This is a genomic window from Kribbella sp. CWNU-51, assembly GCF_054073265.1.
Genome location: NZ_JBSXMZ010000040.1, coordinates 228,835 through 250,766 on the forward strand (window position 1 = coordinate 228,835; position 21,932 = coordinate 250,766).

Annotated in this window: 22 protein-coding genes; 12 read left to right on the plus strand and 10 right to left on the minus strand. The window is 69.1% G+C overall.

What is annotated here, in order from left to right:
• The first annotated feature begins 1 nt into the window (after position 1).
• From ACXC9Q_RS33505 to ACXC9Q_RS33520, 4 genes are read left to right on the plus strand one after another with little or no spacing between them, the layout of a single operon-like run.
• A complete protein-coding gene (locus ACXC9Q_RS33505) occupies positions 2-730 on the plus strand; it encodes an ABC transporter ATP-binding protein (protein ID WP_457060660.1) in 729 nt (242 codons plus the stop codon).
• Complete coding sequence (locus ACXC9Q_RS33510; protein WP_457060661.1) at positions 727-1,440, plus strand: ABC transporter ATP-binding protein; 714 nt, start codon at positions 727-729, stop codon at positions 1,438-1,440. Before ACXC9Q_RS33505 ends, ACXC9Q_RS33510 begins: the two co-directional genes overlap by 4 nt.
• A gap of 5 nt (positions 1,441-1,445) precedes the next feature.
• Positions 1,446-2,318: a branched-chain amino acid ABC transporter permease gene (locus ACXC9Q_RS33515; RefSeq protein WP_457060662.1), complete on the plus strand. Its 873-nt coding sequence runs from the start codon at positions 1,446-1,448 to the stop codon at positions 2,316-2,318.
• Entirely contained in the window at positions 2,315-3,367 is a 1,053-nt protein-coding gene (locus ACXC9Q_RS33520) for a branched-chain amino acid ABC transporter permease (protein ID WP_457060663.1), read from the plus strand. The genes ACXC9Q_RS33515 and ACXC9Q_RS33520 overlap by 4 nt, the downstream gene beginning before the upstream one ends.
• 11 nt (positions 3,368-3,378) lie before the next feature.
• Here ACXC9Q_RS33520 and ACXC9Q_RS33525 read toward each other — a convergent pair whose 3' ends face one another.
• Positions 3,379-4,191, minus strand: coding sequence for an alpha/beta fold hydrolase (locus ACXC9Q_RS33525; RefSeq protein WP_457060664.1), 813 nt, complete (start codon positions 4,189-4,191; stop codon positions 3,379-3,381).
• 39 nt (positions 4,192-4,230) lie between these two features.
• Here ACXC9Q_RS33525 and ACXC9Q_RS33530 point away from each other — a divergent pair, with 39 nt between their 5' ends.
• On the plus strand, positions 4,231-4,695 hold the full coding sequence (locus ACXC9Q_RS33530) for a MarR family winged helix-turn-helix transcriptional regulator (RefSeq protein WP_457060665.1): 465 nt from the start codon (positions 4,231-4,233) through the stop codon (positions 4,693-4,695).
• A 46-nt stretch (positions 4,696-4,741) separates the two neighbouring features.
• On the opposite strand, the gene qcrB is transcribed toward ACXC9Q_RS33530, so the two are convergent.
• The 4 genes from qcrB to ctaE are packed head-to-tail and all read right to left on the minus strand — an operon-like array spanning position 4,742 to position 8,983.
• A complete protein-coding gene (qcrB, locus tag ACXC9Q_RS33535) occupies positions 4,742-6,412 on the minus strand; it encodes a cytochrome bc1 complex cytochrome b subunit (RefSeq protein ID WP_457060666.1) in 1,671 nt (556 codons plus the stop codon).
• A complete protein-coding gene (gene qcrA / locus ACXC9Q_RS33540; RefSeq protein WP_457060667.1) occupies positions 6,409-7,461 on the minus strand; it encodes a cytochrome bc1 complex Rieske iron-sulfur subunit in 1,053 nt (350 codons plus the stop codon). Before qcrA ends, qcrB begins: the two co-directional genes overlap by 4 nt.
• Positions 7,458-8,324, minus strand: coding sequence for a cytochrome bc1 complex diheme cytochrome c subunit (qcrC, locus tag ACXC9Q_RS33545; protein WP_457060668.1), 867 nt, complete (start codon positions 8,322-8,324; stop codon positions 7,458-7,460). The genes qcrA and qcrC overlap by 4 nt, the downstream gene beginning before the upstream one ends.
• Positions 8,321-8,983 (minus strand): aa3-type cytochrome oxidase subunit III, encoded by a 663-nt coding sequence (ctaE, locus tag ACXC9Q_RS33550; RefSeq protein WP_405065797.1) that lies wholly within the window; start codon positions 8,981-8,983, stop codon positions 8,321-8,323. The genes qcrC and ctaE overlap by 4 nt, the downstream gene beginning before the upstream one ends.
• A gap of 82 nt (positions 8,984-9,065) precedes the next feature.
• Between ctaE and ACXC9Q_RS33555 the strand changes: the two genes are divergently transcribed.
• From ACXC9Q_RS33555 to trpD, 3 genes are read left to right on the plus strand one after another with little or no spacing between them, the layout of a single operon-like run.
• Positions 9,066-9,983 (plus strand): cytochrome c oxidase assembly protein, encoded by a 918-nt coding sequence (locus ACXC9Q_RS33555; RefSeq protein ID WP_457060669.1) that lies wholly within the window; start codon positions 9,066-9,068, stop codon positions 9,981-9,983.
• 46 nt (positions 9,984-10,029) lie between these two features.
• A complete protein-coding gene (locus tag ACXC9Q_RS33560) occupies positions 10,030-10,449 on the plus strand; it encodes an Rv3143 family two-component system response regulator (protein ID WP_457060670.1) in 420 nt (139 codons plus the stop codon).
• Between the two features lie 6 nt (positions 10,450-10,455).
• The gene (gene trpD / locus ACXC9Q_RS33565) at positions 10,456-11,505 is read left to right on the plus strand and encodes an anthranilate phosphoribosyltransferase (protein WP_457060671.1); all 1,050 of its coding nucleotides are present in this window, start codon (positions 10,456-10,458) and stop codon (positions 11,503-11,505) included.
• Positions 11,506-11,538: 33 nt separating this feature from the next.
• On the opposite strand, the gene ACXC9Q_RS33570 is transcribed toward trpD, so the two are convergent.
• Positions 11,539-12,225, minus strand: coding sequence for a hypothetical protein (locus ACXC9Q_RS33570; protein ID WP_457060697.1), 687 nt, complete (start codon positions 12,223-12,225; stop codon positions 11,539-11,541).
• Between the two features lie 312 nt (positions 12,226-12,537).
• Between ACXC9Q_RS33570 and ACXC9Q_RS33575 the strand changes: the two genes are divergently transcribed.
• Positions 12,538-13,077 carry a hypothetical protein gene (locus tag ACXC9Q_RS33575; protein WP_457060672.1) on the plus strand — a complete coding sequence of 180 codons (540 nt, stop codon included), beginning with the start codon at positions 12,538-12,540 and terminating at the stop codon, positions 13,075-13,077.
• Between the two features lie 361 nt (positions 13,078-13,438).
• Here ACXC9Q_RS33575 and ACXC9Q_RS33580 read toward each other — a convergent pair whose 3' ends face one another.
• From ACXC9Q_RS33580 to ACXC9Q_RS33590, 3 genes are all read right to left on the minus strand, one after another.
• Positions 13,439-16,372: a hypothetical protein gene (locus ACXC9Q_RS33580; RefSeq protein WP_457060673.1), complete on the minus strand. Its 2,934-nt coding sequence runs from the start codon at positions 16,370-16,372 to the stop codon at positions 13,439-13,441.
• A gap of 51 nt (positions 16,373-16,423) precedes the next feature.
• Positions 16,424-16,711, minus strand: a complete 288-nt coding sequence (locus ACXC9Q_RS33585) for an Lrp/AsnC family transcriptional regulator (RefSeq protein ID WP_328521881.1) — start codon at positions 16,709-16,711, stop codon at positions 16,424-16,426.
• Between the two features lie 87 nt (positions 16,712-16,798).
• Positions 16,799-17,599, minus strand: a complete 801-nt coding sequence (locus tag ACXC9Q_RS33590) for an MmyB family transcriptional regulator (RefSeq protein WP_457060674.1) — start codon at positions 17,597-17,599, stop codon at positions 16,799-16,801.
• 122 nt (positions 17,600-17,721) lie between these two features.
• Between ACXC9Q_RS33590 and ACXC9Q_RS33595 the strand changes: the two genes are divergently transcribed.
• Positions 17,722-18,135: a hypothetical protein gene (locus tag ACXC9Q_RS33595; RefSeq protein ID WP_457060675.1), complete on the plus strand. Its 414-nt coding sequence runs from the start codon at positions 17,722-17,724 to the stop codon at positions 18,133-18,135.
• Here the strand turns inward: ACXC9Q_RS33595 and ACXC9Q_RS33600 are convergent.
• Complete coding sequence (locus ACXC9Q_RS33600) at positions 18,132-19,925, minus strand: DEDD exonuclease domain-containing protein (RefSeq protein ID WP_457060676.1); 1,794 nt, start codon at positions 19,923-19,925, stop codon at positions 18,132-18,134. The genes ACXC9Q_RS33595 and ACXC9Q_RS33600 overlap by 4 nt on opposite strands.
• Before the next feature lie 174 nt (positions 19,926-20,099).
• Between ACXC9Q_RS33600 and ACXC9Q_RS33605 the strand changes: the two genes are divergently transcribed.
• Positions 20,100-21,407 carry an NYN domain-containing protein gene (locus tag ACXC9Q_RS33605; protein WP_457060677.1) on the plus strand — a complete coding sequence of 436 codons (1,308 nt, stop codon included), beginning with the start codon at positions 20,100-20,102 and terminating at the stop codon, positions 21,405-21,407.
• 82 nt (positions 21,408-21,489) lie between these two features.
• The gene (locus tag ACXC9Q_RS33610; protein WP_329475748.1) at positions 21,490-21,765 is read left to right on the plus strand and encodes a hypothetical protein; all 276 of its coding nucleotides are present in this window, start codon (positions 21,490-21,492) and stop codon (positions 21,763-21,765) included.
• The last annotated feature ends 167 nt before the right edge of the window (positions 21,766-21,932 follow it).

The window sequence follows — 21,932 nt, forward strand, 5'->3', positions numbered from 1 at the left end:
GATGCGGCCGCTGCTGTGCACGAGCCACGTGACCGTGCGCTTCGCCGGACTGTGCGCGCTGGACGACGTCGGACTCGAGCTGGACCACGGCGAGATCCTCGGGCTGATCGGGCCGAACGGGGCCGGGAAGACGACGCTGCTCAACGTGCTGTCGGGCTTCCAGCGCCCCACTACGGGCGAGGTCGAGCTCGACGGCCTGCGGATCACTGGCTGGGATCCACCCCGTCGGGCGAGGGCGGGCATCAGCCGCACGTTCCAGGACGTCCGCTTATTCCCGCAGATGACAGTGCGCGAGAACTGCGAGGCGGCGGTGGTCAGCTGCGGCGGAACCTGGGCGGCCGCGCGCGCTCGTGCGAGCGAGGCACTGGACCGGCTCGACCTCGATGAGAGCGCCGATGTCCTCGCCCGCGACCTGCCGTACGGAGTGCAGCGGCGCCTCGGCATGGCCCGCGCCCTGTGCGCTCGGCCACGAGTGCTCCTGCTCGACGAGCCGGCGGCGGGCCTCAACGACGACGAGAGCGTCGCGATGGCACAGACCGTGCGGCAGATTCACGAGGAGCTCGGCTGCGGGATCGTCGTGATCGAACACGACGTGCGGATGATCCTCAGTCTGTGCGATCGCGTGCATGTCCTCGACCACGGCGTCACGCTCCGGGTCGGCAGCCCCGACGAGATCCGGACAGATCCCGAGGTCGTGTCCGCGTACCTGGGGGCGGAGGCGATGGGATGACGCTGCTCGAGATCTCCGACCTGCAGGTCTCGTACGGGCCGATCGACGCCGTGAAAGGGGTTTCGCTGAGCATCGAACGAGGCGACGTGGTCGCGGTCGTCGGTCCGAACGGGGCCGGCAAGTCCAGCATCCTGCAGGCGATCCAAGGTTTGGTGCGATCGCGGAGCGGAACGGTCCGCTGGCGCGGCGCGGACATCACGGACTGGGCGCCGGAGCGCAGGGCCCGGGCGGGCATCGCGTTCGTCCCGGAGTCGCGCGGCGTGTTCCGGACGCTGTCGATCGGTGAGAACCTCCGTCTGGCCGGCTGCGCGCTGGCCGGAGGCGTCGATGTCTCGGAGCGGGTGCGGCTGGCCCTGCGGCACTTTCCCGCGCTGGCGGATCGCCTCTCCGAGCGCGCCGCGGTGCTGTCGGGCGGCGAGCGCCAGCAGCTCGCGATCGGACGGGCGCTGGTCGCCGCGCCAGAGTTGCTGATCCTCGACGAGCCTTCGCTCGGGCTCGCTCCGGTGGTGCTCGACGACCTGTTCGCCAATCTCGCCGCGCTGCGCGACGAGGGGCGGACGATCCTCCTCGTCGAGCAGAACGTCGCGCGGGCGGTGAAGCTCGCCGACCACCTGTTCTCGCTGCGCGGGGGCGTGATCGAGCGGGTGGACGAGCCCAGCGAACTGCTGCGGAACCCGTCGTTCCGGGCCAAGCACCTGGGCATGGGGTGAGCGCGATGGCTCAGAACCTCGTCAACGCGCTCAGCCTCGGCAGCCTCGACGCCTTGATCGCCGTCGGTATCGCCCTGCTGTTCAGCATCATGGGACTGATCAACTTCGCTCACGGCGAGCTGATCATGATCGGCGGGTACGCGCTGCTGTGGTTCGCCGCGCTGCCCTTCGCCGTGGCGGCGGTACTCGTCGTGGCCGTCGTCATCGGGTCCGGGCTTGCGATGGAACGGCTCGCCTTCCGCTCCGTGCGCGGGGCGACCGGGGAGACGCTGCTGATGACGTCCTTCGCCCTCAGCCTGTTCATCCAGGGCGGCGTCCTGCTGTTCGAGGGCGCCAACCCGAAGAGCGCCGACGTGCTCGGGAGCCTCGGAGCGAGCGTGGAGGTGGCCGGATTGTCCGTCGGCAAGCTCGACATCGCGATCGTCGGTGTCACCGCGGTGCTGCTGCTGGGGCTCGCGTGGTTCCTGCGCGCGACGCCGCTCGGCGTCCAGATGCGCGCTGCGGCCGAGGACTTCAGAATGGCCCGTGCGCTCGGGGTGCGCGCCAACCTCGTCGTCGCTGCCGCGTTCGGGATGAGCGGCGCCTTCGCGGCGATCGCGGCGATCTTCCTGGTCGCGAGGACGGGCACGCTGACGCCGGCCATGGGCTTGAGTCCGGTGCTCATCGGCTTCGTCGCGGTCGTGCTCGGTGGGCTCGGCCGGCTGTGGGCGGCGGCTCTCGGCGCGTTCGTCCTCGCCCTGCTCTCGGTGATGCTGCAGGCATATCTGCCCAGCGAGATGGCGCCGTACCGAGACGCCCTGGTGTACCTCGGGATCGTCGTGATCCTCTTGTTCCGGCCGCATGGCATCGCGGGCCGCCCTGGGGCGGTGCGCGTATGACGCACCCGCGGACCTCCGTGCTCGCACGCAGCGCCCCCGCCGTCGTCTGCACGCTGCTGGTGCTGGCGGTCAGTGGCCTGGCACTGACCGGCTCGGAGACGACCCAGCGGACAGCCACGCAGATGCTCGTGATGGGTGTCATCGCCGTCGGCACGTACATCTTCGTCGGCAACTCAGGCGTGCTGTCCTTCGGCCACGTCGTGTTCGTCGCCGTGGGTGCGTATGTCACCGCGCTGACGACCATTCCCCACAACCTGAAGCACGCCCTGCTGCCCGCGCTTCCGGGGTGGCTCGCGGCGCTCGAGCTCAGCCTCCCCGCGGCGCTGCTCATCTCCGGTCTGCTCTCCCTCCTGCTCGGAGCCGTCTTCTCGCTGGTGATCCTGCGGCTTGATGGGATGGCGGCAGGCATCGCAAGCCTGGCGCTGCTCATCAGCGTCAACGTCGTGATCAGCAACTGGGATGCGGTCACGCGCGGCTCGCAGGGGATCGTCGGGATCCCGGCCGATCTCACCATCGGCGCCACCGTCCCCTGGCTCATCGGCGCGATCGCCGTCGCCCTGGCCTACCAACTGAGCCGGTCCGGCTTCCGGCTGCGTGCTTCCCGCGAGGATCCCGTCGCCGCCGCCGCGCTGGGGGTCCGCATCCGTCGCGACCGCTCGATCGCATTCGTCATCAGCGCGTTCGTGTGCGGTGTCGGCGGTGGCCTGTATGCCCACTTCCTCGGAGCGCTGACCCCGGGTGACGTCTACCTCCAGCTCACGCTGCTCACACTGCTCATGCTCATAGTCGGCGGAATCCGAAGCCTGAGCGGCGCCGTCATCGGGACCCTGTTCATCTCGATGCTGGCCGAGCTGCTCCGAAGGATCGAGGCCGGGGGCGACGTGGGCCCGCTCGAGCTGGCTCCGCACCCTGGTATCCAGCAACTGATCCTCGCCCTGACGCTGCTGCTGACCTTGCTCCTCCGTCCCGGCGGGATCACGTCCGGCCGCGAACTCGGCCTCTCACTGCTCGTCCGGATCGGTGGCCGCCCAAGGAGCCCACACACCTGAGGAGACGGAAGCTACGAACCCTTCGCCCCTGCTCGCAGCAAGGCCCCGGCCAGTTCCTCGGCATGCAACTCCGGCAGCGAGTGGTGGGTGGCGGTCGCGATCCGTACGACGCTCGCCCCGGCGGCACTGGCGCGCCGGGCGACCTCGTCGGGGTCATGCGCCTTGCTGCGATCAGCGACGACGACAACGAGCTCGCAGTCCAAGCGCTCGATGTCAGCCAGTGCCGGCCTCGGCGGCCGCACCGGTCGGGTGGTGGGCTCGAGAGCGGCCAGTCCGGCCAGCCGCAACCAGTCCGGGGTGACCGGCAGGCCCTGCGTCTCCCAGCGCAGGAAGGACTCGATGCGTGCCGGGCTGGGCTTCAGGAGCATGGGGAGAGCCCTGGCGACATAGCTCGCCTTCAGGCCGGTGAAGCATTCCGTCGGATCGATCAGTGTGAGCTTGCCGACTCTTCCCGGGTTGCGAAGCGCGTAAGTGAGCGCGATCCGTGAGCCGTACGAATGTCCGGCCAGCGTGGCTCGGTCGAGGTGCAGAGCATCGAGCACTCCGGTCAGCCAAGTCATCAGCTCGTCGTCCGTGCGGGGTGGCGTTCCGATCGTGCGGCCTGCGTCGCCGATCAGGTCGACGGCGTAGACGCGGCGCTCCTCCGCCAGGTGCTGAGCGACAGCGAACCAGACCGTCGAGGTGGCTCCATGCCCGGCCAGGAGGACCAACGGAGGAGCGTCAGCGGGGCCGCAGGCGTTCACGTGGGTGCCGCCGAGGTTGAGTTGTTCCACCGGGACGTCCCAGCGGGCGAGGAGGGCGTCGTACGCGTCCTGGAAGGTCATGAGCCGAGAATAGCTCACTCAGTGAGGTAATCTGTCGGCATGCGTGAAGGAGTGCGGCCGGCCGATCCCGAGCGGGCGGCGGCGCTGGAGGTGGTGCACCTGCTGCGTGAAGTCGCGGTGCGTCTCGAGCTGGCGGCGGGGGAGTTCGCCCGGACGACCGGTTTGCACGGCACCGACGTACGGGCGCTGATCCGCCTCCTGGACGCCGAACGGGCCGGTCTGGACGCCACGCCGAGCTGGCTCGCTCAGCAGCTGGGGATGACCTCTCAGGCGACGACAGCCGTGATCCACCGCCTGGAGGCCGCCGGCCACGTCGAACGCCTCAGAAGCCGCTCGGACGGCCGCAGCGCCCACCTCCAGGTCTCCGACACCGCGATCGCCCTCGGCTGGCAGTTCTTCGGCCCGCTCCTCGGCCGCCTGATCGCCACCACCCAAGCCCTTGCTCCCGGCGACCAATCGCTGGTCAAGGACTACCTGACGGCGGCCGCCGAGGCGCTCGGATAAACGACAAGGCCCCGGCGACGCCGGGGCCTTGTCGTTCGGTACGACGTCAGGAGCGGTCGCTGGTGACCTCGCGGTAGGTCTCGGTCTCGGTCAGGTCGTGGATCTCGTCACCGTCGTGAGCGGCGTGCTCGTGACCCTCCTCGAGTTCCTCCCGGGTCGGCTTCTGGATCGCGTCGGCGAAGTAGAACCGGGACAGCCGGGCGCGGAGCTTGTTCAGGGCCCGGCGTGGAGCGCGGACGCCGTTGTCGTCGGTCTCCGGACCGATGTCCAGCGGCAACTGCCGGTCCCGGGCGGTGAGCGAGTACTGCTCGTAGGTACCGATCGGCTCGTGCCGCTCCGTGTACTTGCCTTCGGGGGAGCGGACGATCACACCGGTCTCCAGGCCGTGCAGCAGCCGGTCGTTGTCGGCGCGCTGCAGCGAGATCGCGATCCGCCGGGTTGCCCAGAACGCCAGCACCGGGCCGAGGAACACTGCGATCCGGAGGAACCAGGTCACGTGGTTAAGCGACACGCCGAAGTGGGTGGCGATCAGGTCGTTGCCACCACCGATCCAGAGCAGGCCGTAGAAGGTGATGAAGGCTGCACCGATACCGGTCCGGGTCGGCTGGTTGCGCGGCCGGTCCAACAGGTGGTGCTCGCGCTTGTCACCGGTGATCCAGCCCTCGATGAACGGATAGAGCGCGACCAAGGTGACGAAGGCAGGGGGTATCAGCAGGGCCGGGATGATCAGGTTCCAGCTGAGCGTTATACCCCAGAAGTGCGACTCGAAGCCGGGCATTATTCGCACCGAGCCTTCCAGCCAGCCCATGTACCAGTCCGGCTGGGATCCCGCCGTCACTTCTGACGGGTTGTACGGGCCGTACAGCCAGACCGGGTTGATCTGCAGCAGGGCGCCCATCAGCGCGGTGATGCCGAAGACGACGAAGAAGAAGCCGCCGGCCTTGGCCATGTACACCGGCATCAGCGGGTAGCCGACCACGTTGTTGTTGGTCCGGCCGGGGCCTGGGTACTGCGTGTGCTTGTGGTACACGACCAGGAACAGATGGACCGTGACGAGGGCCAGGATCAACCCCGGTATCAGCAACACGTGCACGGTGAAGAACCGGGACACCATCTGATCGCCGGGGAACTCGCCGCCGAAGATGAAGAAGCTCAGATACGTGCCGATCACCGGGGACGCCTGGATCATGCCCTGGGTGATCCGCAGACCGGTGCCGGACAGCAGGTCGTCCGGCAGGCCGTACCCGAGGAAGCCCTCGATGATGCCGAGGAACAGCATCGTGAAGCCGATCACCCAGTTGAGCTCACGCGGCTTGCGGAACGCGCCGGTGAAGAAGATGCGGAGCAGGTGCACCATCATCGCGGCGATGAACAGCACCGCGGCCCAGTGGTGGATCTGCCGCATCAGCAGGCCGCCGCGGACGTCGAACGAGATGTTCAGCGTCGAGGCGTACGCGTCGGACATGTGCAGGCCCTTGAGCAAGCTGTACGAGCCCTGGTACTCGACCTCGGCCATCGACGGCTTGAACCAGAAGGTCAGGAAGATGCCGGTCAGGATCAGGATGATGAAGCTGTACAGCGCGATCTCGCCGAGCATGAACGACCAGTGGTCCGGGAAGACCTTGCGCAGGTTCTTCCGGCCGATCTTGCCGATCCCGAGGCGATCGTCGAGATACTTGACCGGTCCGGGGAACTCTTTGTCTGACACTGCAGTCACCCTCGTTCGAAGAAGCTCGGGCCGACCGGCTCCAGGAAGCCGCTCTGCGCAACCAGGTAGCCCTCACTGTCCACTGCCAAGGGTAGCTGAGGCAGCGGACGGGCGGCGGGGCCGAAGACGACCTTGGCGCCGTCGGCCAGGTCGAACGTCGACTGGTGGCACGGGCAGAGCACGTGGTGGGTGGTCTGCTCGTACAGCGAGATCGGGCAGCCGGCGTGGGTGCAGATCTTGGAGTAGCACAGGATGCCGTCGACACCCCAGTTCTCCCGCCCGGGTGGGGTCTGGATCTCGCTCGGCCTGATCCGGACCATGATCACCGCGGACTTCGCCCGCTGGTTCTGGTACGCGACCGCGCTCACCTCCTGCAGCTCCAGGAGGTTGGCCGGGATCCCGTTGACCAGCTGGCCGGTGACCATGTCCGACGGCCTGATCGGGCGGCCGGTGACGTCGTTGACGACCCGGATGCCCTTCGCCCAGATCGTGTTGTACAGGCTGCGGCCGGGCAGCGGACCCAGGTCGCGCAGCAGCACGATGGCCGGCAGGCCGAGCAGGGCCATCGCAGCGATCAGCGAGCGGCGGATCATCTTGCGCCGGCCGAAGCCGGACTCCGCGGCACCCTGCTTGAACGCCTCGGTGATCTCGGCGATCTGCTCCGGCGACGAGTTCGCCGGGTGCCGGTCCTCGGAGATCTCCTCGTCGACCATCAGCTTCTTGGCCCACTGGATCGCGCCGGCGCCGATCAGGAACAGCGCCAGCCCCAGGCACAGGCCGATCGTCATGTTGTTCGCGTTGCCGGACAGCGGGCCGAAGACGATCCGGCCGTCCCGCGGGATGGCGAAGTACGCCACACACGAGCCGAGCGCGAGCAGGGCGGCCAGGGTGAACATGGTCGACACCTGGCGCTCGACCCGGTCGGCAGCCTTCGGGTCGATGTCGGTGATCCGGTACTCGTGCGGCTCGATGCCCGGGTCCGGGATCGGCTCCGCCACCTGTACTTGGCTGTGCTCCTCGTCCGCCTTCACGGCGGGAAGGTTCTCGTCGTGACTCATTCGGCCTTCGCTCCCTTGGCCTTGACGCCCTTGGCGCCGATCCAGACCGCTACACACACCAGCAGGCCGATACCGACCAGCCAGCCCCACAGACCCTCCGAGACCGGGCCGAGCCGGCCGAGACCGAAGCCACCCGGGTCCTTCTGCTCCTGCAGCGACTTCACATACGCGATGATGTCGCGCTTGTCCTGCGGCGTCATCACCTGGTCGGAGAAGACCGGCATCTGCTGCGGGCCGGTCAGCATGGCCTCGTAGATGTGCTTCTCACTGACGCCCATCAGCGACGGTGCGTACTTGCCGTTCGGCAGCGCGCCACCGCGGCCGGCGAAGTTGTGGCAGGCCGTGCAGTTGGTGCGGAACAGTTCCCCACCGCGGACGATCTGCTCGTCGGTCGCCTTGCTGACGTCGTACGACTCCTGCCCCGGGACCGCCGGGCCGGGGGCGAGCGAGGCGACGTACGCGGCCAGCGCCTCGATCTCGGCCTCGGTGTAGGACGGCACCTTGCGCGGGACCTGCGAGCCCGTCTGCATGGCGGGCATCCGGCCGGTGCCGACCTGGAAATCGACCGCGGCCGCGCCGACGCCGATCAGCGACGGGCCGGCCATCTTGCCCTCGCCGTTGCTGCCGCCCTCGGCGTTCAGGCCGTGGCAGCTGGCGCAACCGACCGCGAAGAGCTTCTTGCCCTCCTCGATCTGCTGGGACTGGGCCGAGTTGTCCGCGACCGCGTTGTCAGGGGCGAAGGCGGCGTACGCCGATCCCACTGCCAAGAGGCCGAACAGGAGCACGACGAGGCCGGCTGACCGGTGCCGTCGACGTGCGGAGAGGAAGCGCGCCGGTGACAAGGAAAGTCTCTTCTCACTCATTTGAGCAGGTAGATGGTCGCGAACAGGGCGATCCAGACCACGTCGACGAAGTGCCAGTAGTAGGACACGACGATCGCCGAGACGGCCTGTTCGTGGGTGAACTTACGAGCCATGTACGTCCTGGCCAGGACGAACACGAAAGCGATGAGACCGCCGGTCACGTGCAGACCGTGGAACCCGGTGGCCAGATAGAAGACCGATCCGTACGGCGACGACGAGATCGTCAGGCCCTCGTGGACGAGGGTCGCGTACTCGGTGACCTGGCCGGCGATGAAGGTCGCGCCCATCAGGTACGTGAGGATGAACCACTCACGCATACCCCAGTTGCGCGGATTCGCCAGCGCGCCGGTCCGGCCCACCTTGCCGTGCTCGGCGGCGAACACACCGGCCTGGCAGGTGAACGACGACGCGACCAGGATGAACGTGTTCACCGAGGCGAACGTGACGTTCAGGTGCGACGTCGAGAAGTCCCAGAGCGTCTCCTGACCGGGCACGGCGGAAGCGGTCGTCACCGACCGGATCGTGAAGTACGCCGCGAACAGGGCGGCGAAGAACATCAGTTCGCTCGAGAGCCAGACGATCGTGCCGACACTGACCATGCTGGGACGGTCGTGGTGTCCGTGTTCACGAGACGCTGGGAGCGCGGTTGCAGTGGCCACGCCGTCATTATGTCGGTCCGGGTATCAACCGCCACGACCACCCCCATGCATGTCGTCAACTCGTTGTTCTTACTGTTGAAGCGTGCTTCCCCTCCACGCCACGCCCGGCGACCAGATCGAGCCGTTCACGCCGCTGCGGTTGCTGACGGCATGGACCTTCGAGCCGGTGTTACTCGGCGTGATCGTGGTCCTCGGCGGCCTGTATCTGTACGGCGTCCACAAGCTGCGCAAGCGGGGTGACAAGTGGTCCCGGGGCCGCACGTTCTCGTTCGTCGGCGTCGGGCTCGGAAGTGCCCTGATCGCGACCCAATCGGCGCTGGGAACCTATGACACGGTGCTGATCAGCGTGCACATGGTCCAGCACATGATCCTGTCGATGCTGACCCCGCTGGCGATGGCGCTCGGCGCGCCGATCACGCTGGCGTTGCGGACGCTTCCACAGCGTCCCCGGAAGTGGTTGCTCTCCGTGTTGCATTCACGGCTCGCGAAGGTGCTCTGCTTCCCGCTGGTCGGCTTCGCGCTGTTCGTGCTGAGCCCCTGGGCGCTCTATTTCAGCGGCTGGTACGACGCCACCCTGCACTCGACGGTGTTGCACGATCTGCTGCATTTCCACTTCATCCTGGTCGGCTCGCTCTTCTTCTGGCCGCTGCTCGGGATCGACCCGGTGCCGGGGCGCGTGATCTACCCGTTCCGGCTGCTGTTGATATTCCTCACACTGCCGTTCCACGCGTTCCTCGGCATCACGATCATGTCCGCGAACAAGTTGATCGCCGAGGACTGGTACACGAGTTTCGGCCGCTCCTGGCCGCCGTCGCCGTTGCGCGACCAGTACATCGCCGGCGGCCTGCTCTGGGGCTCCGGTGACCTCATCGGCGTGGTGTTCTTCGCCGTACTGTTCGTCCAGTGGGTGCGCGAGTCGCAGCGCGAGGCGCGCCGGGAGGATCGCCGGCTGGACCGGTTGGAGGAACAGGCTCGCCGGGCCGCGCAGCCACCCCGGTAGCATTCGCGGTGTCCAGTCTTCTTAGAACACAGCTTGGGATGGATCGATGAGTTCAGAGCGTCCGCTGAAGGTGCTGGTCTACAGCGACGACCGTACGACGCGGGAGTCCGTCCGGCTGGCCCTGGGCAAGCGGCCGGCCGCCGATCTGCCCGAGATCGAGTACGTCGAGTGCGCGACCGAGCCGGCCGTGATCAAGACCATGGACAAGGGCGGGATCGACCTGGCCATCCTGGACGGCGAAGCCGTGCCGGCCGGTGGCATGGGCATCGCCCGGCAGCTGAAGGACGAGATCTTCCAGTGCCCGCCGCTGCTCGTCCTGACCGGCCGGCCGCAGGACGCCTGGCTGGCGACCTGGTCGCGGGCCGAGGGCGCGGTCTCGCATCCGATCGACCCGCTCCGGCTGGCCGAGGTCACCGCGGACCTGCTCCGGCAGCGGCTGGCCACGCTGCCCGCCACCACTGCCTGACGGACGATGGCCGAGTCGGATTACACCTGGCCGCAGGTTCTCAACCCGTTGTTGCGGCGTGAGGACCTGGAGGCATCCGCCACCGCGTGGGCGATGGAGCAGATCCTGTCCGGCGCGGCGTCGCCGGCGCAGCTCGCCGGCTTCGTGATCGCGCTGCGGTCCAAGGGCGAGACCGTGACCGAGGTCGAGGGCCTGGTCGCGACGATGCGGGAGTTCGCCGGCAAGGTGTCGGTGCCGGGCCGGACGCTGGACGTGGTCGGCACCGGCGGTGACCAGGCCCACACCGTGAATATCAGCACGATGGCGGCGATCGTCGCCGCGGGTGCGGGCGCCAAGGTGGTCAAACACGGCAACCGTGCGGCTTCGTCGGCGTGCGGTGCGGCCGACGTACTCGAGGAGCTGGGCATTCCGCTCGACCTCACTGCCGCGCAGGTCGCCGAGGTGGGGGAGCGGGCCGGGATCACCTTCTGCTTCGCTGCCGCGTTCCACCCGGCGTTGCGGCATGCCGCCGTACCTCGGCGTGAGCTCGGCGTACCGACGACGTTCAACCTGCTTGGACCGCTGGCGAACCCGGGTGATCCGTCGGCGCAGGCGGTCGGCGTTGCGGACCAGCGGATCGCTGGGCTGATCGCCGGCGTGCTGGCGCGGCGTGGGATTGACGCCTTGGTCTTCCATGGTGACGACGGGCTCGACGAACTGACGACGCGGACGACGTCGCAGGTGTGGGTCGTCGGCGGTGGGTCGGTGGATGGGCCGTTCACGGTGGATCCGCGGGAACTCGGGATCGAGCCGGTCGTCGCGGACGCGTTGCGGGGTGCGGATGCGTCGTACAACGCGAAGGTCGTCCGGGCGCTGGTCGACGGTGAGCCGGGGGCGGTGCGGGACGTCGTACTGCTGAACGCCGGGGCGGCGCTGGCGGCCTATGAGCCGTTGCCGGGGGACATCACCAGCCGGATCCGTACTGGGATGGATCGTGCCGCGGAGGCGATCGACTCCGGTGCGGCGAAGGAGACCCTGGATCGGTGGATCGCGGCCTGCGCCGAGGTGCGCGGCTGACCGGCGGGGGAGTCCCCGCCGGCCCTTTGCACGTTATGCGTTGATCTTGATCTGGCTGACCTTGAAACGCCAGACCTTCTGCCAGGCCGGCGTGGACCCGGCGATGTCGGCGACGGCCACGTCCGCGGTGCCGTTGCCGCGGTCGATCACCGCGATCATCACGGTCGAGAAGGTCTCCTTGACGCCGGCCTCCTTCACCACGACCTTGGCGACGAGCTCATGGCCGGGATGGCCGCCGACCGTGATCGCCTTGTGGGTGGTGCCGGGCAGGATCTTGACGTCCTTGGAGTACAGGCCGATGATCGCCCGCGACCCCGCCTGCACCGCGGCCTCCTTCAGGCCGGCCGCCGTGTTCTTGTACGGGATGTCGGGGGCCAGCTGCCCGAATGCCGCGTAGTTACCCCAGTCGTGGTCCTTGCCGTCGTAGTTCTTGTGCACGACGAACCAGATCGCCGCGCCGCCCCACAGACCGGTCTGTTCGTCGTAGTTGGTCCAGGCCGAACTCATGATCGGCATCGTGTCGTTGTTCGCGGCAAGCATCTCGGTGCCCAGCACCTTGCCGACCGGCGTGGGCGTCTCGGACGGCTTCACCGACGGACTGACCGTCTCGATCGGCGCCTGATTCCCCGACGGCAACGCGACGGGGGACACCGCGTCCGCCTTGTTCCAGATCCAGCCGACACTCAAGCCAGTGGTCGCCAACGCCGCCAGTACCAACACCAACGCCCCCACCAACCGAGCCCTGGTCCCAGGATCCATCGGCGCCTTCCCGCCGCGCCCCGCACGCCCAGTCACCCCATACTCAGCGTGCCCGTGCGCCTCCTGACCCGCCTGCTGCGCGTGCGCCGCCTGGCCGGCGTGCCGACCGTGCGACGGCCCACCAGCCAACTGCCCGTACGCCGCTTGCCCGCCATGCTGCCCGTGTGCCGGGTAGCCGGGTTGCCCGATGGGCGCCTGCGGCCCAACGTACGAGGGTTGCGGCTGATCTGGCTGAGGCGGCCCCACCTGCGGCCGGCCGGGTTGTGTCTGCGCGTGCTGAGGCTGCCCGGGCTGCCAGCCACCTTGCTGCTGGTAGCCAGCCGACTGTTGCCCGGGCGGCTGCTGCCCACCGTGCCGCGACGGAGGCTGCTGCGAACCCCACATCTGCTGCGCACCCGCCTGTTGCGCACCCGCCTGCTGGGCGCCCGCTTGCTGGGGACTCTGCTGTTGCCGACCGGGTTGCTGTGCGTTGGGCTGCGGACCGGCGTGCTGCCCACCGGCCTGCTGGGCGCCCGCTTGCTGGGGACTCTGCTGTTGCGACGGGGGCTGCTGGCCGCCAGCCTGCCCCGGCCCGGTCTGCCATCCGCCACGCTGTTGCGGTCCGGCCTGCTGGGCGCCAGATTGCCGCGGGTCGGCCTGCTGCTGTGGCCAAGGCTGTTGCTGGGTCCAGTGTTGCTGGGCAGGCGGCTGCTGAGGCGCCGCGTGTTGCGGGGCCGAGTGTTGTGGCGCCGCTGGAGGTTGCTGCCCGGGGCGCTGCTGGTAGGGCTGCTGCGGACCCGGGTGTTGCGCGGGCAACGGCGTACCAGCAGGTGACTGCCGGCCACCGGCGGACTGCGCCGGCGGGGGAGGGGGCGGCGGTGCCGGCGCAGGCGACTGCCCGAACAACGGATCGGACGACCCACCACCCAACGCATCAGCCCCGGACTGCCCGGATACCGCAGACTGCCCCGACAGCGCGGACTGTGGGTTTGGTGTGGGTGGGGCTTGGGGTGCGCCGGCTAGTGGATCGCCGGAGGGCGGCACCGGGCCGGGGGCCGACGGGACCACGGGTGGCGGGGTCGGCGCGTGGGCCTGCGGTTGGTCGCCGTACTGCGGCATGTCGCCGGAGCCACGTGGGGGCGCACTGTGGCGGGCGGGCTGCCGCTGGGGCGGTTGTGGGGTCTGGTTTTCGTTCTCAGCCAACGTTGATTCCCTTGTAGGCCTGACTCTCGGCCGCCCTCAGATCCGGCCGGGTGTTGGGGATGTCGCTGATGTACGCGACTGCAGTGCCGTCACCGAGGTCGAAAACGGCCACAGTCAGGGTAAGCACTCGAGCGGTCACCCTGGCCGACTTCACGGTCACCGTCTGCTGGAAGAACCAGCCCGACTTGTCCGAACGCTTCACCGCACCGTTGGCCACTGTCTTGAACGTCACCGGGATGTCGCCGTACATGGAGGTCCGCAGCTGGATCGACAGCGCCGCCGCGGTCGCCTTCGGGTCGCCGTTGAAGCCCGAGCCGGTCCCCAGCGCGCCGACGAAGATGTCGGCGTACCAGTCGTTCGTCCCGTCGAACTTCTCCTGCAGTACGACGTACTGCCCGCTGGAGTCGAGCAACTGCGGCACCAACCGCTTGCGGTCCGACCACGGCGGCGTACGACGGGGGAACGAGATCGCGTCGGACGAGATGCGCGCGCCTTCGTGCAGCTTCGGGTTCTTCGACTGCCCTGGCTTGGAGCTGCTCTGGTTCGTCGGCTGACTGCCGGTCGGCTGCGCGGTCGGCGTACCGGTGGTGTCCGGTCCCGCCTTCTTGTCGCTGCCCGGGTTGGCGATCAGGAACACCGCCGCAATCACCAACATCACCAGGGCAACCGCCGCGCCGATGATCAACGGCACCTTCATCCCCGAAGGCCCGCCACCATCCCCCTTGCCCTTCTTCTCCCGCTTCCCCCCGCGCCCAGCCCCACCCGAGCTCAGCTCCTGCTGCCCGCCACCCCAGGCCTCATCCTCTTCCCCCCAAGCCCGAGGAGCGGTCTCCTGCCCCCCAACCGCCTGCTGCGCCCCCCACGCCACAGCCCCACTCTGCTGCCCACCACCCCATGCAGCACCCGTCGCCTGCTGCCCACCCCAAGCCGCGGCACCCTCCTGCCCATCACCCGAGCCCGGGCCGCCGTTCTGTCCGCCACCCCAGGACTCCCCGCCGGCCTGCTGCGCACCCCAGCCCTCAGTCCCGCCCTCCGACCCTTGGCCGTTGCTGGGCTGGCGGCTACCCCAGGACTCACCGCTCGCCTGCTGCGCACCCCAAGCCTCGCCGGTCTGTTGTCCACCACTCCGACCGTTGGCAGTTGCCTGCTGTTCGTCTCCACCCCACGGCGCACCAGCTCCCTGGCCGCCTTGGTCGCCCACCCCCCAGCCGCCGCCATCCGAAGTCGGCTGCCACGGGTCGGTCCCGGCCTGCTCGTGCGCCCAACCACCAGCCTGTCCCGAATCATCCCCACCCTGCTGAGCCGCCCACCCTTGCGCCTGGTCGCCCTGCACCCCGCTCTGCTGAGCTCCCCAGCCCTGGCCCTGCTCACCCTGGGCGCTCTGTTGAGCTCCCCAGCCCTGCGTTTGGTTGCCCTGCGCGCCGTCGTGCTGAGCTCCCCACGCCGGGCCATGCTCGCCGTCCGCGCCAGGCTGCTGAGGTCCCCAGCCTTGCGCTTGGTTGCCCTGCGCCTCGTTTTGCTGAGCAGTCCACGCCTGGCCCTGATCACTCTCGCCGTTCTGCTGAGCTCCCCACGGTTGGCCTTGGGCAGCGTCATCGCTGGCCTGCTGCGCACCCCGAGCCTGGCCCTGGTCGGCATCGGTCTGCTCGGCACCCCAAGCTTGCGCTTGGCCAGCCTGCTGTCCGGCTTCCTGCGTGCCCCAGCCTTCGTCCTGCCCACCCGTCTGCTGCGCGCCCCACGCCGGAGCCTCGCCCGCGCCTACGCCGTTCTGCTGTCCGGCCCAGCCCTGACTTTGGCCGGCTTGCCCGCCGCCCTCCTGCGGGCCCCAGCCCTCGGCCCGGCCGGTGCTTTCACCGGTCGGTTGCGTGCCCCAGTCCTGGGCGTGGCCGGTGCCTTCGCCGGTCTGTTGCGTGCCCCAGTCCTGGGCGTGGCCGGCGTCTTCACCGGTCGGTTGGAGGCCCCAGCCCCGGGACTGGGTGGGCTGGACGTTCTCCTGGGCACCCCAGGTTTGTGCCGGGTCGGGGTCCTCGCCGGGTTGTTGGGTGCTCCAACCATTTGGTTGGTTGGTCTGTTGCGTGGCCCAGGTCTGGTGGTCCTGGTCGGGTTGGGCGTTCCAGGCTGGCTGCACCTGGGTGGGGTCGTCGCTTACTCCGTCAGGTCCCCATGGCTGGGTGTGGTCTGTCGGCTGCGAGGTGTGCGGATCGTGCTGATCCTCGGGCTGGGCGCCCCAGGCGGGCTGGACCTGCGTGGGCTCGTCGGCTGGTGTGTCGGTTGGGTCGTGGTCGACGGGGGGTGGGGCGAGTTTTAGGGTCCAGGACTTTGGCTGGTCTTGGGTGGTTGTCTCGGCGAGGTCGTCGAGGGGGACGGCTTCGCGTTGGGTCCAGTGTTCTGGTGGGGCGGGGGCGATGACGGGTGCGTTCCAGGTTGCGCGAGCGCGTTCGAACGGGGTCAGGCCGTCCTCGTCGGTTCCAGGATCCTCGTCAGCGGCTGTCTCGGTGTCGGCTGGGCCGGTGGTGTTCTCGGTCTGTCCGACCGCGGACAGGTGCGGCCCACCGGTCGACTGGGTTGGCTCGGCGTTGGCCCATAGTTGGGGCGTGGCTTGTTGTTGCCACCAGCCCGAGTCCGCGGTGTCGCCTGACTCCTGCGATCCATCGAACTGCCCCCCGCCCGCGGACCGCGCCTCACCGTCGGACTGCTGCCACGGGCCGGGCCGGACCACGGCGGGCTGCCGCTGCGGGCCGCCGGTCTGTGCGTTGACGGGCTCGGCGGTGGCCGTGGTGGGCTCGGCGGGGTTCGGGTCTGCCGGGCGGGTCGCGGCGAGGTCTTCTTGCTGGGTGCGATTCGTCCATTGCTTCCCGTTCCACCAGCGGATGGTGTTCGGCTGGCCGGTGGGGTCCGGGTACCAGCCCTCGGGAGGGTTGCTCATGCGCTCACCGTAACTTCAGGTCGTGTCAGCGGGGCCGTGGTTTCCCAGCCCTCAGACACCGTCCTCCTGGCCCAGGCTGAAGGCGGCATCCAGGTCGTGCGTCGAGTACGCGCGGAACGCGATGTGCGTCTCGGTGCTGAGCACACCGGGCACCCGGTTCACGTGGTCCGGGATGACGGTGGCCAGGTCGTCGTGGTGGGCGACCCTGACCATCGCGATCAGGTCGAGCCCGCCGGTGACGGAGTACACCTCGCTGACGCCCTCGATCGCCGCCACCTGCTCGGCGACCTCCGGGATCCGTGCGACGTCGGCCTTGATGAACACGATCGCGGTGACCATGCCGTCCTCTCCTCGAATCACACCCCAACCCGCTGAAGCATAGTGCGGACCACCCCCCAACCGGCGCTCCGAGGTACGACGAGCCGGTCAGGCAGGGTGGGTGGGGTCCAGGGCCCGGAGGGCCTTGGTGGTTTGGTCGTCTGCCGGGAGGAACGCTTCCATGCGGAGCTCGGCGACCGTGACGTCGACCGCTGTGCCGAAGCGGGTGAGGGTCGTGATCAGTCGCAGGTCGCCGTACTCGGAGCGGAGGCAGAGCGGGACCGCGAATCCCAGGTGCCCGGGCGCCGGCTCTGGGCGCGGTGGGATCAGGGCGGTCAGGTCCTGGATCAGGGCGTCGGACTCGGGTGTCGGGTTCTGCGCGGCTTCGCGGGTCAGGGCGTCGATCACGTGCCAGGCCCATTGCGCGAAGTTGACGATACGGGGAGCCAGGCCGGAGGGGTCCAGAAGGAGGCGGGGGATGTTGACGGGCGGCGTGAGGAGGTGGGCCGAGACGCCCGTCGTCAGCGCGTGGAAGGCACGGTTCGCCAGCACCAGGTCGCCGCGTCGATCGACGACCACCGCCGGGTACGGTCGATGCCCCTCGAGGATCCCGGTCAGCGCCGTCCGGATCGCCCCGAGCCCCGGTCCGTCGTACGGCGTCTCGTCGTACGCCGGGGCGTAGCCGCCGGCCAGGAGCAGCGCGTTGCGGTCACGTAGCGGGACCTGGAGGGACTCGGCGAGGCGGATGACCATGTCGCGGCCGGGGACCGAGCGGCCGCTCTCGATGAAGCTCACGTGGCGCTGTGTCGTGCCGGCCCGGAGCGCGAGCTCCAGCTGACTCACCCTCCGACGGTTCCGCCACAGCCGGAGGCCGTTCGACAGGTCGGATGGGTGCGGCGAGGTCAACATGTTCTCTGTCTAGCGCATCGCACCGACAATCCATACCCAGCAGGGAATTGTCCGAGGTGCGGCGCTCTCGGCAAGCTCTGAGGCAGGGCGGCGAGGGGTCGCCCGGACTCGAGGAGGATGTCTTGTCCGACGCGCAGGAATTGGCCGAACGGTACGTCGCGGTGTGGAACGAACCCGACGCGGAAAGCCGCCGGAAGGCGATCCAGGAGCTGTGGACCGAGGACGGCCTGCATCTGCTCGAACCGCCGGAGGAGATCGTCAAGCGGGCCGAGCAGATCGGCGTCACCGTGACGCTGGAGGCCCGCGGGCACGAGGAACTCGTACGGCGGGTGACGCGGGCGTACGACGAGTTCGTCGCGCCGGGGCAGTTCGTGTTCCGGCCGCACGGTGAGGCCGCGGCCTTGCAGGACATGGTGAAGCTGCGCTGGGAGATGGTGCCGGCCGGCGGCGGAGAGGTGCTTGCGGTAGGCATCGATCTCCTCCTGCTCGCACCCGACGGCAGGATCCGCACCGACTACCAGTTCATCGAGGCCTAGCCGACCCGCGCGGGACCGAGCGGGCGCAGGTGGCGGCGGCGTTCGGTGGGGTGGTGGTGGACGTCGGAGTGGGCGTTGTCGAGGCGGGTGAGGTGGCGGCCGGCGCCGCTGACCGGGCAGGTCCAGGTGCCGTCCATCTCGACCAGGCGGATGCCGGGTTGATCGAGCCAGCGCAGGACCAGCTCGATCTCCTCCGGCGAGGCCGAGGCCACCGGGCCGATGCCGGGCAGCACGGTCTCGGCGGACGCGCGGAGCATGTCCAGGTACTTGCGCGGATCCGTCCCGCGCGGGCTGATCCCGGCCGCCGCGAGCCGGCCGCGGCGGATCACGTGCAGCTCCCAGCCGCCGTCGTCGGTCCGCCGGGCCGCGCAGATCTCGGCGCACCCGGTCACCGACGCCATCCGCTGCATCCGCGCCGAGCTGCGCACGAAGGCACTCAGCCGATCCCGATGGACGGCGGCATCCTCGAACCGCTCGTCTGCCGACAGTACGTCGATCCGCCGGTCCACCGCCTCGACCACGGGCGTCGGATCCACGGTCAGCGCCGTCCGCAGCGCCGTCACGAACTCGCCGTACGAATCCATCGAGATGCGTCCGTCGCACGGCGCCACGCAGCGGCCCATCTCGGCCAGTACGCACGGAGACAACTGCGGGTGCCGTGACATCCGCGCGGTGCACTGCCGGATCGGGAACGCCTCGTGCAGCGCGGCCATCGCCCGCTCGGCCGTCTTCCGCGAGCTGAACGGGCCGAGATACCCGGCGTCGTCGTCGCACACCTGTTTCACCAGCGACAAGCGGGGAAACGGTTCGACGGTGACCTTCAGCCAGTGTTGCCGCTCCGGGAACTTCGACCGCCGGTTGTACCGCGGCTTGTGCTCCGCGATCAGCCGCAGTTCGCGGATCTCGGCCTCGAGCGACGTCCCGCACTCGATCCCGCGGACGCCGGTCGCGATGCCGACCATCTCGCCGATCCGGTTGCGGGTCTCAGAGGCGGTGAAGTACGACCGGACCCGGGTCCGCAGGTCCTTCGACTTGCCGACGTACAGCACCTCGCCGCGATCGTCGGTGAACAGATACACACCCGGTGCGTGCGGCAACGTTTCGGCCAGGTGCCGCTTCGCGCGGACGGCCGGCGCGACCCGGGACGAGAACGTCTGCAGATCCTCCAGCGTCTGCACACCGAGCGAGCCGACGCGTTCGAACAGCCCATGCAGCACGTCGACTGTCGCACGGGCATCTGACAAGGCGCGGTGGTTCGGCGTCGTGGTGGTCCGGAAGAGCTTGGCCAGCGTGCCGAGTTTGCAGTTCGGCGCCTCGTCGGGCGTGATCACCCGGCGCGCCAGCAGCGCGGTGTCGACGACGGCGAAGTCCGGCCAGTCGTACCCGTGCACGAGGCTCTCGTGCTTCAGGAAGCCCATGTCGAACGGCGCGTTGTGCGCCACCATCACGCACCCCTGGGCGAACTCCAGGAAGGCCGGCAGCACAGACTCGATCCGCGGTGACAAGGCAACCATCGAGTTGGTGATGCCGGTCAGTACGGCGATGAACGGCGGGATCGGGTCCGACGGGTTCACCAGCGTCTGGAACTCGCCGATCAGCTCACCGGCCCGCACCTTCACCGCACCGATCTCGGTGATCCCCGACTCACCCGGCGCGCCGCCCGTGGTCTCCAGGTCGACGACGCAGAACGTGACGTCGCGCAGCGGCGTACCCAGGTCGTCGAAACTCGGCTGGACACCGCGGATCGGCATCAGCGGTTCCGGAGCCGGTGCGCGCACAGGGCTGGTCATGTCCACGACGCTAAGAGCCACCACCGACAATTCCGCAGGTGACACGCGCGGGAGTCGACTAGGCTCTCTGTATGCGTACACAGGCGATCACCGCGATTCCGGGCTTCGTGCCCGCCCGCTGTGGTCTGCATCACTGGCTGAGCCAGGCCAGCATTCCGGCCGGACTGCGGACCGGTGACTGAGGCAGGCACCGCCCCGGGCTCCGCCGCTACGACCTTGCCCGAACCGGTCCGGCAACGGGTTCTCACTCTCGCCGCGCACGCCCTCGGCCAGCTTCCCGCCTCCGACATCCCGGCCCCGTTGCGCCGGTTCGCCAGTTTCGCGCCGGCCAAGCGCGCGAAGTTGTCGGCGTCAGTGCTCGGCCCCATCCTCGAGACCGACGACCACTTCCGCCGGCTCGCGGCCTTCCAGGTACGGCGTGAGCACCCGGAGCTCGGCGATGCCGTGGCCGAGGGCATCCCCGTTCCGACCGCGGATCCGATCGAGGTCGCGGCGCTGGCCTACCTGCTCCGCCCGGACGACTGGGAGCAGCGCGTCGCCGCGGCCGCCCAGGTGCCGGTCGAGACGCCGCAGGTCGACGGCGAGGTCGTCAGCAGGCTCTCCGACCAGCTCGATCAGGCCCGGACCGAGACCCGCCAGGTCCGCGAACGGCTTCGTGAACAGGTCAACGAGCTCAAGGCCGAGAACGTCACGCTCCGCCGCAAACTGAACGAGGCGCGTCAGCGCATCAGCGGGCTGCAGAGCGATCTCGAGATCCGGACGACGCAGGCCGAGACGGCCGACGAGCGCGTCGACGCCGCCCGCGCCGAAGTGGAGCGTGAGCTGCGCAAACTCCGCGCCCGCATCACCGAACTGGAAGCGGTCGAACACGCGGCCCGTCGTACGGCGGGACAGGAACGCGAACTCGCGTCGACCCGGACACGCCTGCTGCTGGACACAGTGCTCGAGGCAGCGAGTGGACTGCGGCGCGAACTGGCGTTGCCGCCCGGGGGAGAGCTCAGGCCGGCCGACACCGTGGCCGGGAGAGAGCCTGACGCCGCGCCGGTCGGGCGGACCGCGCCCGAGGACGATCCGGCGTTGTTCGACGAACTGTTGTCGCTGCCTCAGGTGCATCTGATCATCGACGGCTACAACGTGACGAAGACCGCGTGGCCTAACTCACCGTTGCATTCGCAGCGTCAGCGGTTGGTGACGGCGTTGGGTGCGTTGGTCGCCCAACGCAGGATCGAAGTCACGGTCGTCTTCGACGGTGCGGAGCTGTCCGGTCCGGTGCAGCTGAATCCGCCGCGTGGTGTGCGCGTGCGCTTCAGCCCGGCCGGGGTGATCGCCGATGAGGTGATCCGGCAACTGGTCCGCGCCGAGCCCCCGGGGCGCCCGGTCGTCGTCGTCTCCACCGACCGCGAGGTTGCCGAAAGCATCATCAACCTGGGCGCCCGCTCACTCTCCGCGGCCAGTCTGATCGCACGCATCGCTCGCGCCTGAGCACGAAAACTGTCGGCGGCCTTCTCTAGCGTCCTTCTCAGCCGGATGCAAGTCCGGGTGCTTCCCCACTTTGGAGGACGTTGTGCTGATCGACTGCGACGCGTGCGTGATGAAGGGTCCGGGCTGTCAGGACTGCGTGGTCACGGTGGTGCTCGGCTTCGCTACCGAAAGGGCCGGCGCCGCCGGACGGTCCGGCAGCTTGCGGATCGACGACGACGAGAAGGCCGCTCTGGACGCCCTGGCCGAGTCGGGTCTGGTGCCACCGCTCCGCCTCGTTCACGCTGTCAGCAGTGTCGACCCCGACACTGCTGCCGAAAGCCCTGCAGGTGAAGGTGAAACGGCCGTTGGGTCGGGATGATCCTTCGTTAATTTTGGATCAAACCCGAGGGGCGAATTGCACTGGTCACGAAACGGTCACTACTGTTACGTCTCGTTGCCTCAGGGCGCCGGTTGATCAGACCGGCCGGGCAGCGGCAAGCCGAGGGAGTAACCAGTCGGCGCCTGTGGGTGAGACATCCACAGCCG

Coding starts and splice junctions, on each gene's coding strand:
- ACXC9Q_RS33560 (WP_457060670.1), top strand. CDS start 10,030: ATGAGTTCAGAGCGTCCGCTGAAGGTGCTGGTCTACAGCGACGACCGT.
- ACXC9Q_RS33515 (WP_457060662.1), top strand. CDS start 1,446: ATGGCTCAGAACCTCGTCAACGCGCTCAGCCTCGGCAGCCTCGACGCC.
- ACXC9Q_RS33580 (WP_457060673.1), bottom strand. CDS start 16,372: ATGAGCAACCCTCCCGAGGGCTGGTACCCGGACCCCACCGGCCAGCCG.
- ACXC9Q_RS33600 (WP_457060676.1), bottom strand. CDS start 19,925: ATGACCAGCCCTGTGCGCGCACCGGCTCCGGAACCGCTGATGCCGATC.
- ACXC9Q_RS33585 (WP_328521881.1), bottom strand. CDS start 16,711: ATGGTCACCGCGATCGTGTTCATCAAGGCCGACGTCGCACGGATCCCG.
- ACXC9Q_RS33520 (WP_457060663.1), top strand. CDS start 2,315: ATGACGCACCCGCGGACCTCCGTGCTCGCACGCAGCGCCCCCGCCGTC.
- qcrC (WP_457060668.1), bottom strand. CDS start 8,324: ATGAGTGAGAAGAGACTTTCCTTGTCACCGGCGCGCTTCCTCTCCGCA.
- ACXC9Q_RS33590 (WP_457060674.1), bottom strand. CDS start 17,599: ATGTTGACCTCGCCGCACCCATCCGACCTGTCGAACGGCCTCCGGCTG.
- ACXC9Q_RS33525 (WP_457060664.1), bottom strand. CDS start 4,191: ATGACCTTCCAGGACGCGTACGACGCCCTCCTCGCCCGCTGGGACGTC.
- ACXC9Q_RS33510 (WP_457060661.1), top strand. CDS start 727: ATGACGCTGCTCGAGATCTCCGACCTGCAGGTCTCGTACGGGCCGATC.
- ACXC9Q_RS33505 (WP_457060660.1), top strand. CDS start 2: ATGCGGCCGCTGCTGTGCACGAGCCACGTGACCGTGCGCTTCGCCGGA.
- trpD (WP_457060671.1), top strand. CDS start 10,456: ATGGCCGAGTCGGATTACACCTGGCCGCAGGTTCTCAACCCGTTGTTG.
- ACXC9Q_RS33530 (WP_457060665.1), top strand. CDS start 4,231: ATGCGTGAAGGAGTGCGGCCGGCCGATCCCGAGCGGGCGGCGGCGCTG.
- qcrA (WP_457060667.1), bottom strand. CDS start 7,461: ATGAGTCACGACGAGAACCTTCCCGCCGTGAAGGCGGACGAGGAGCAC.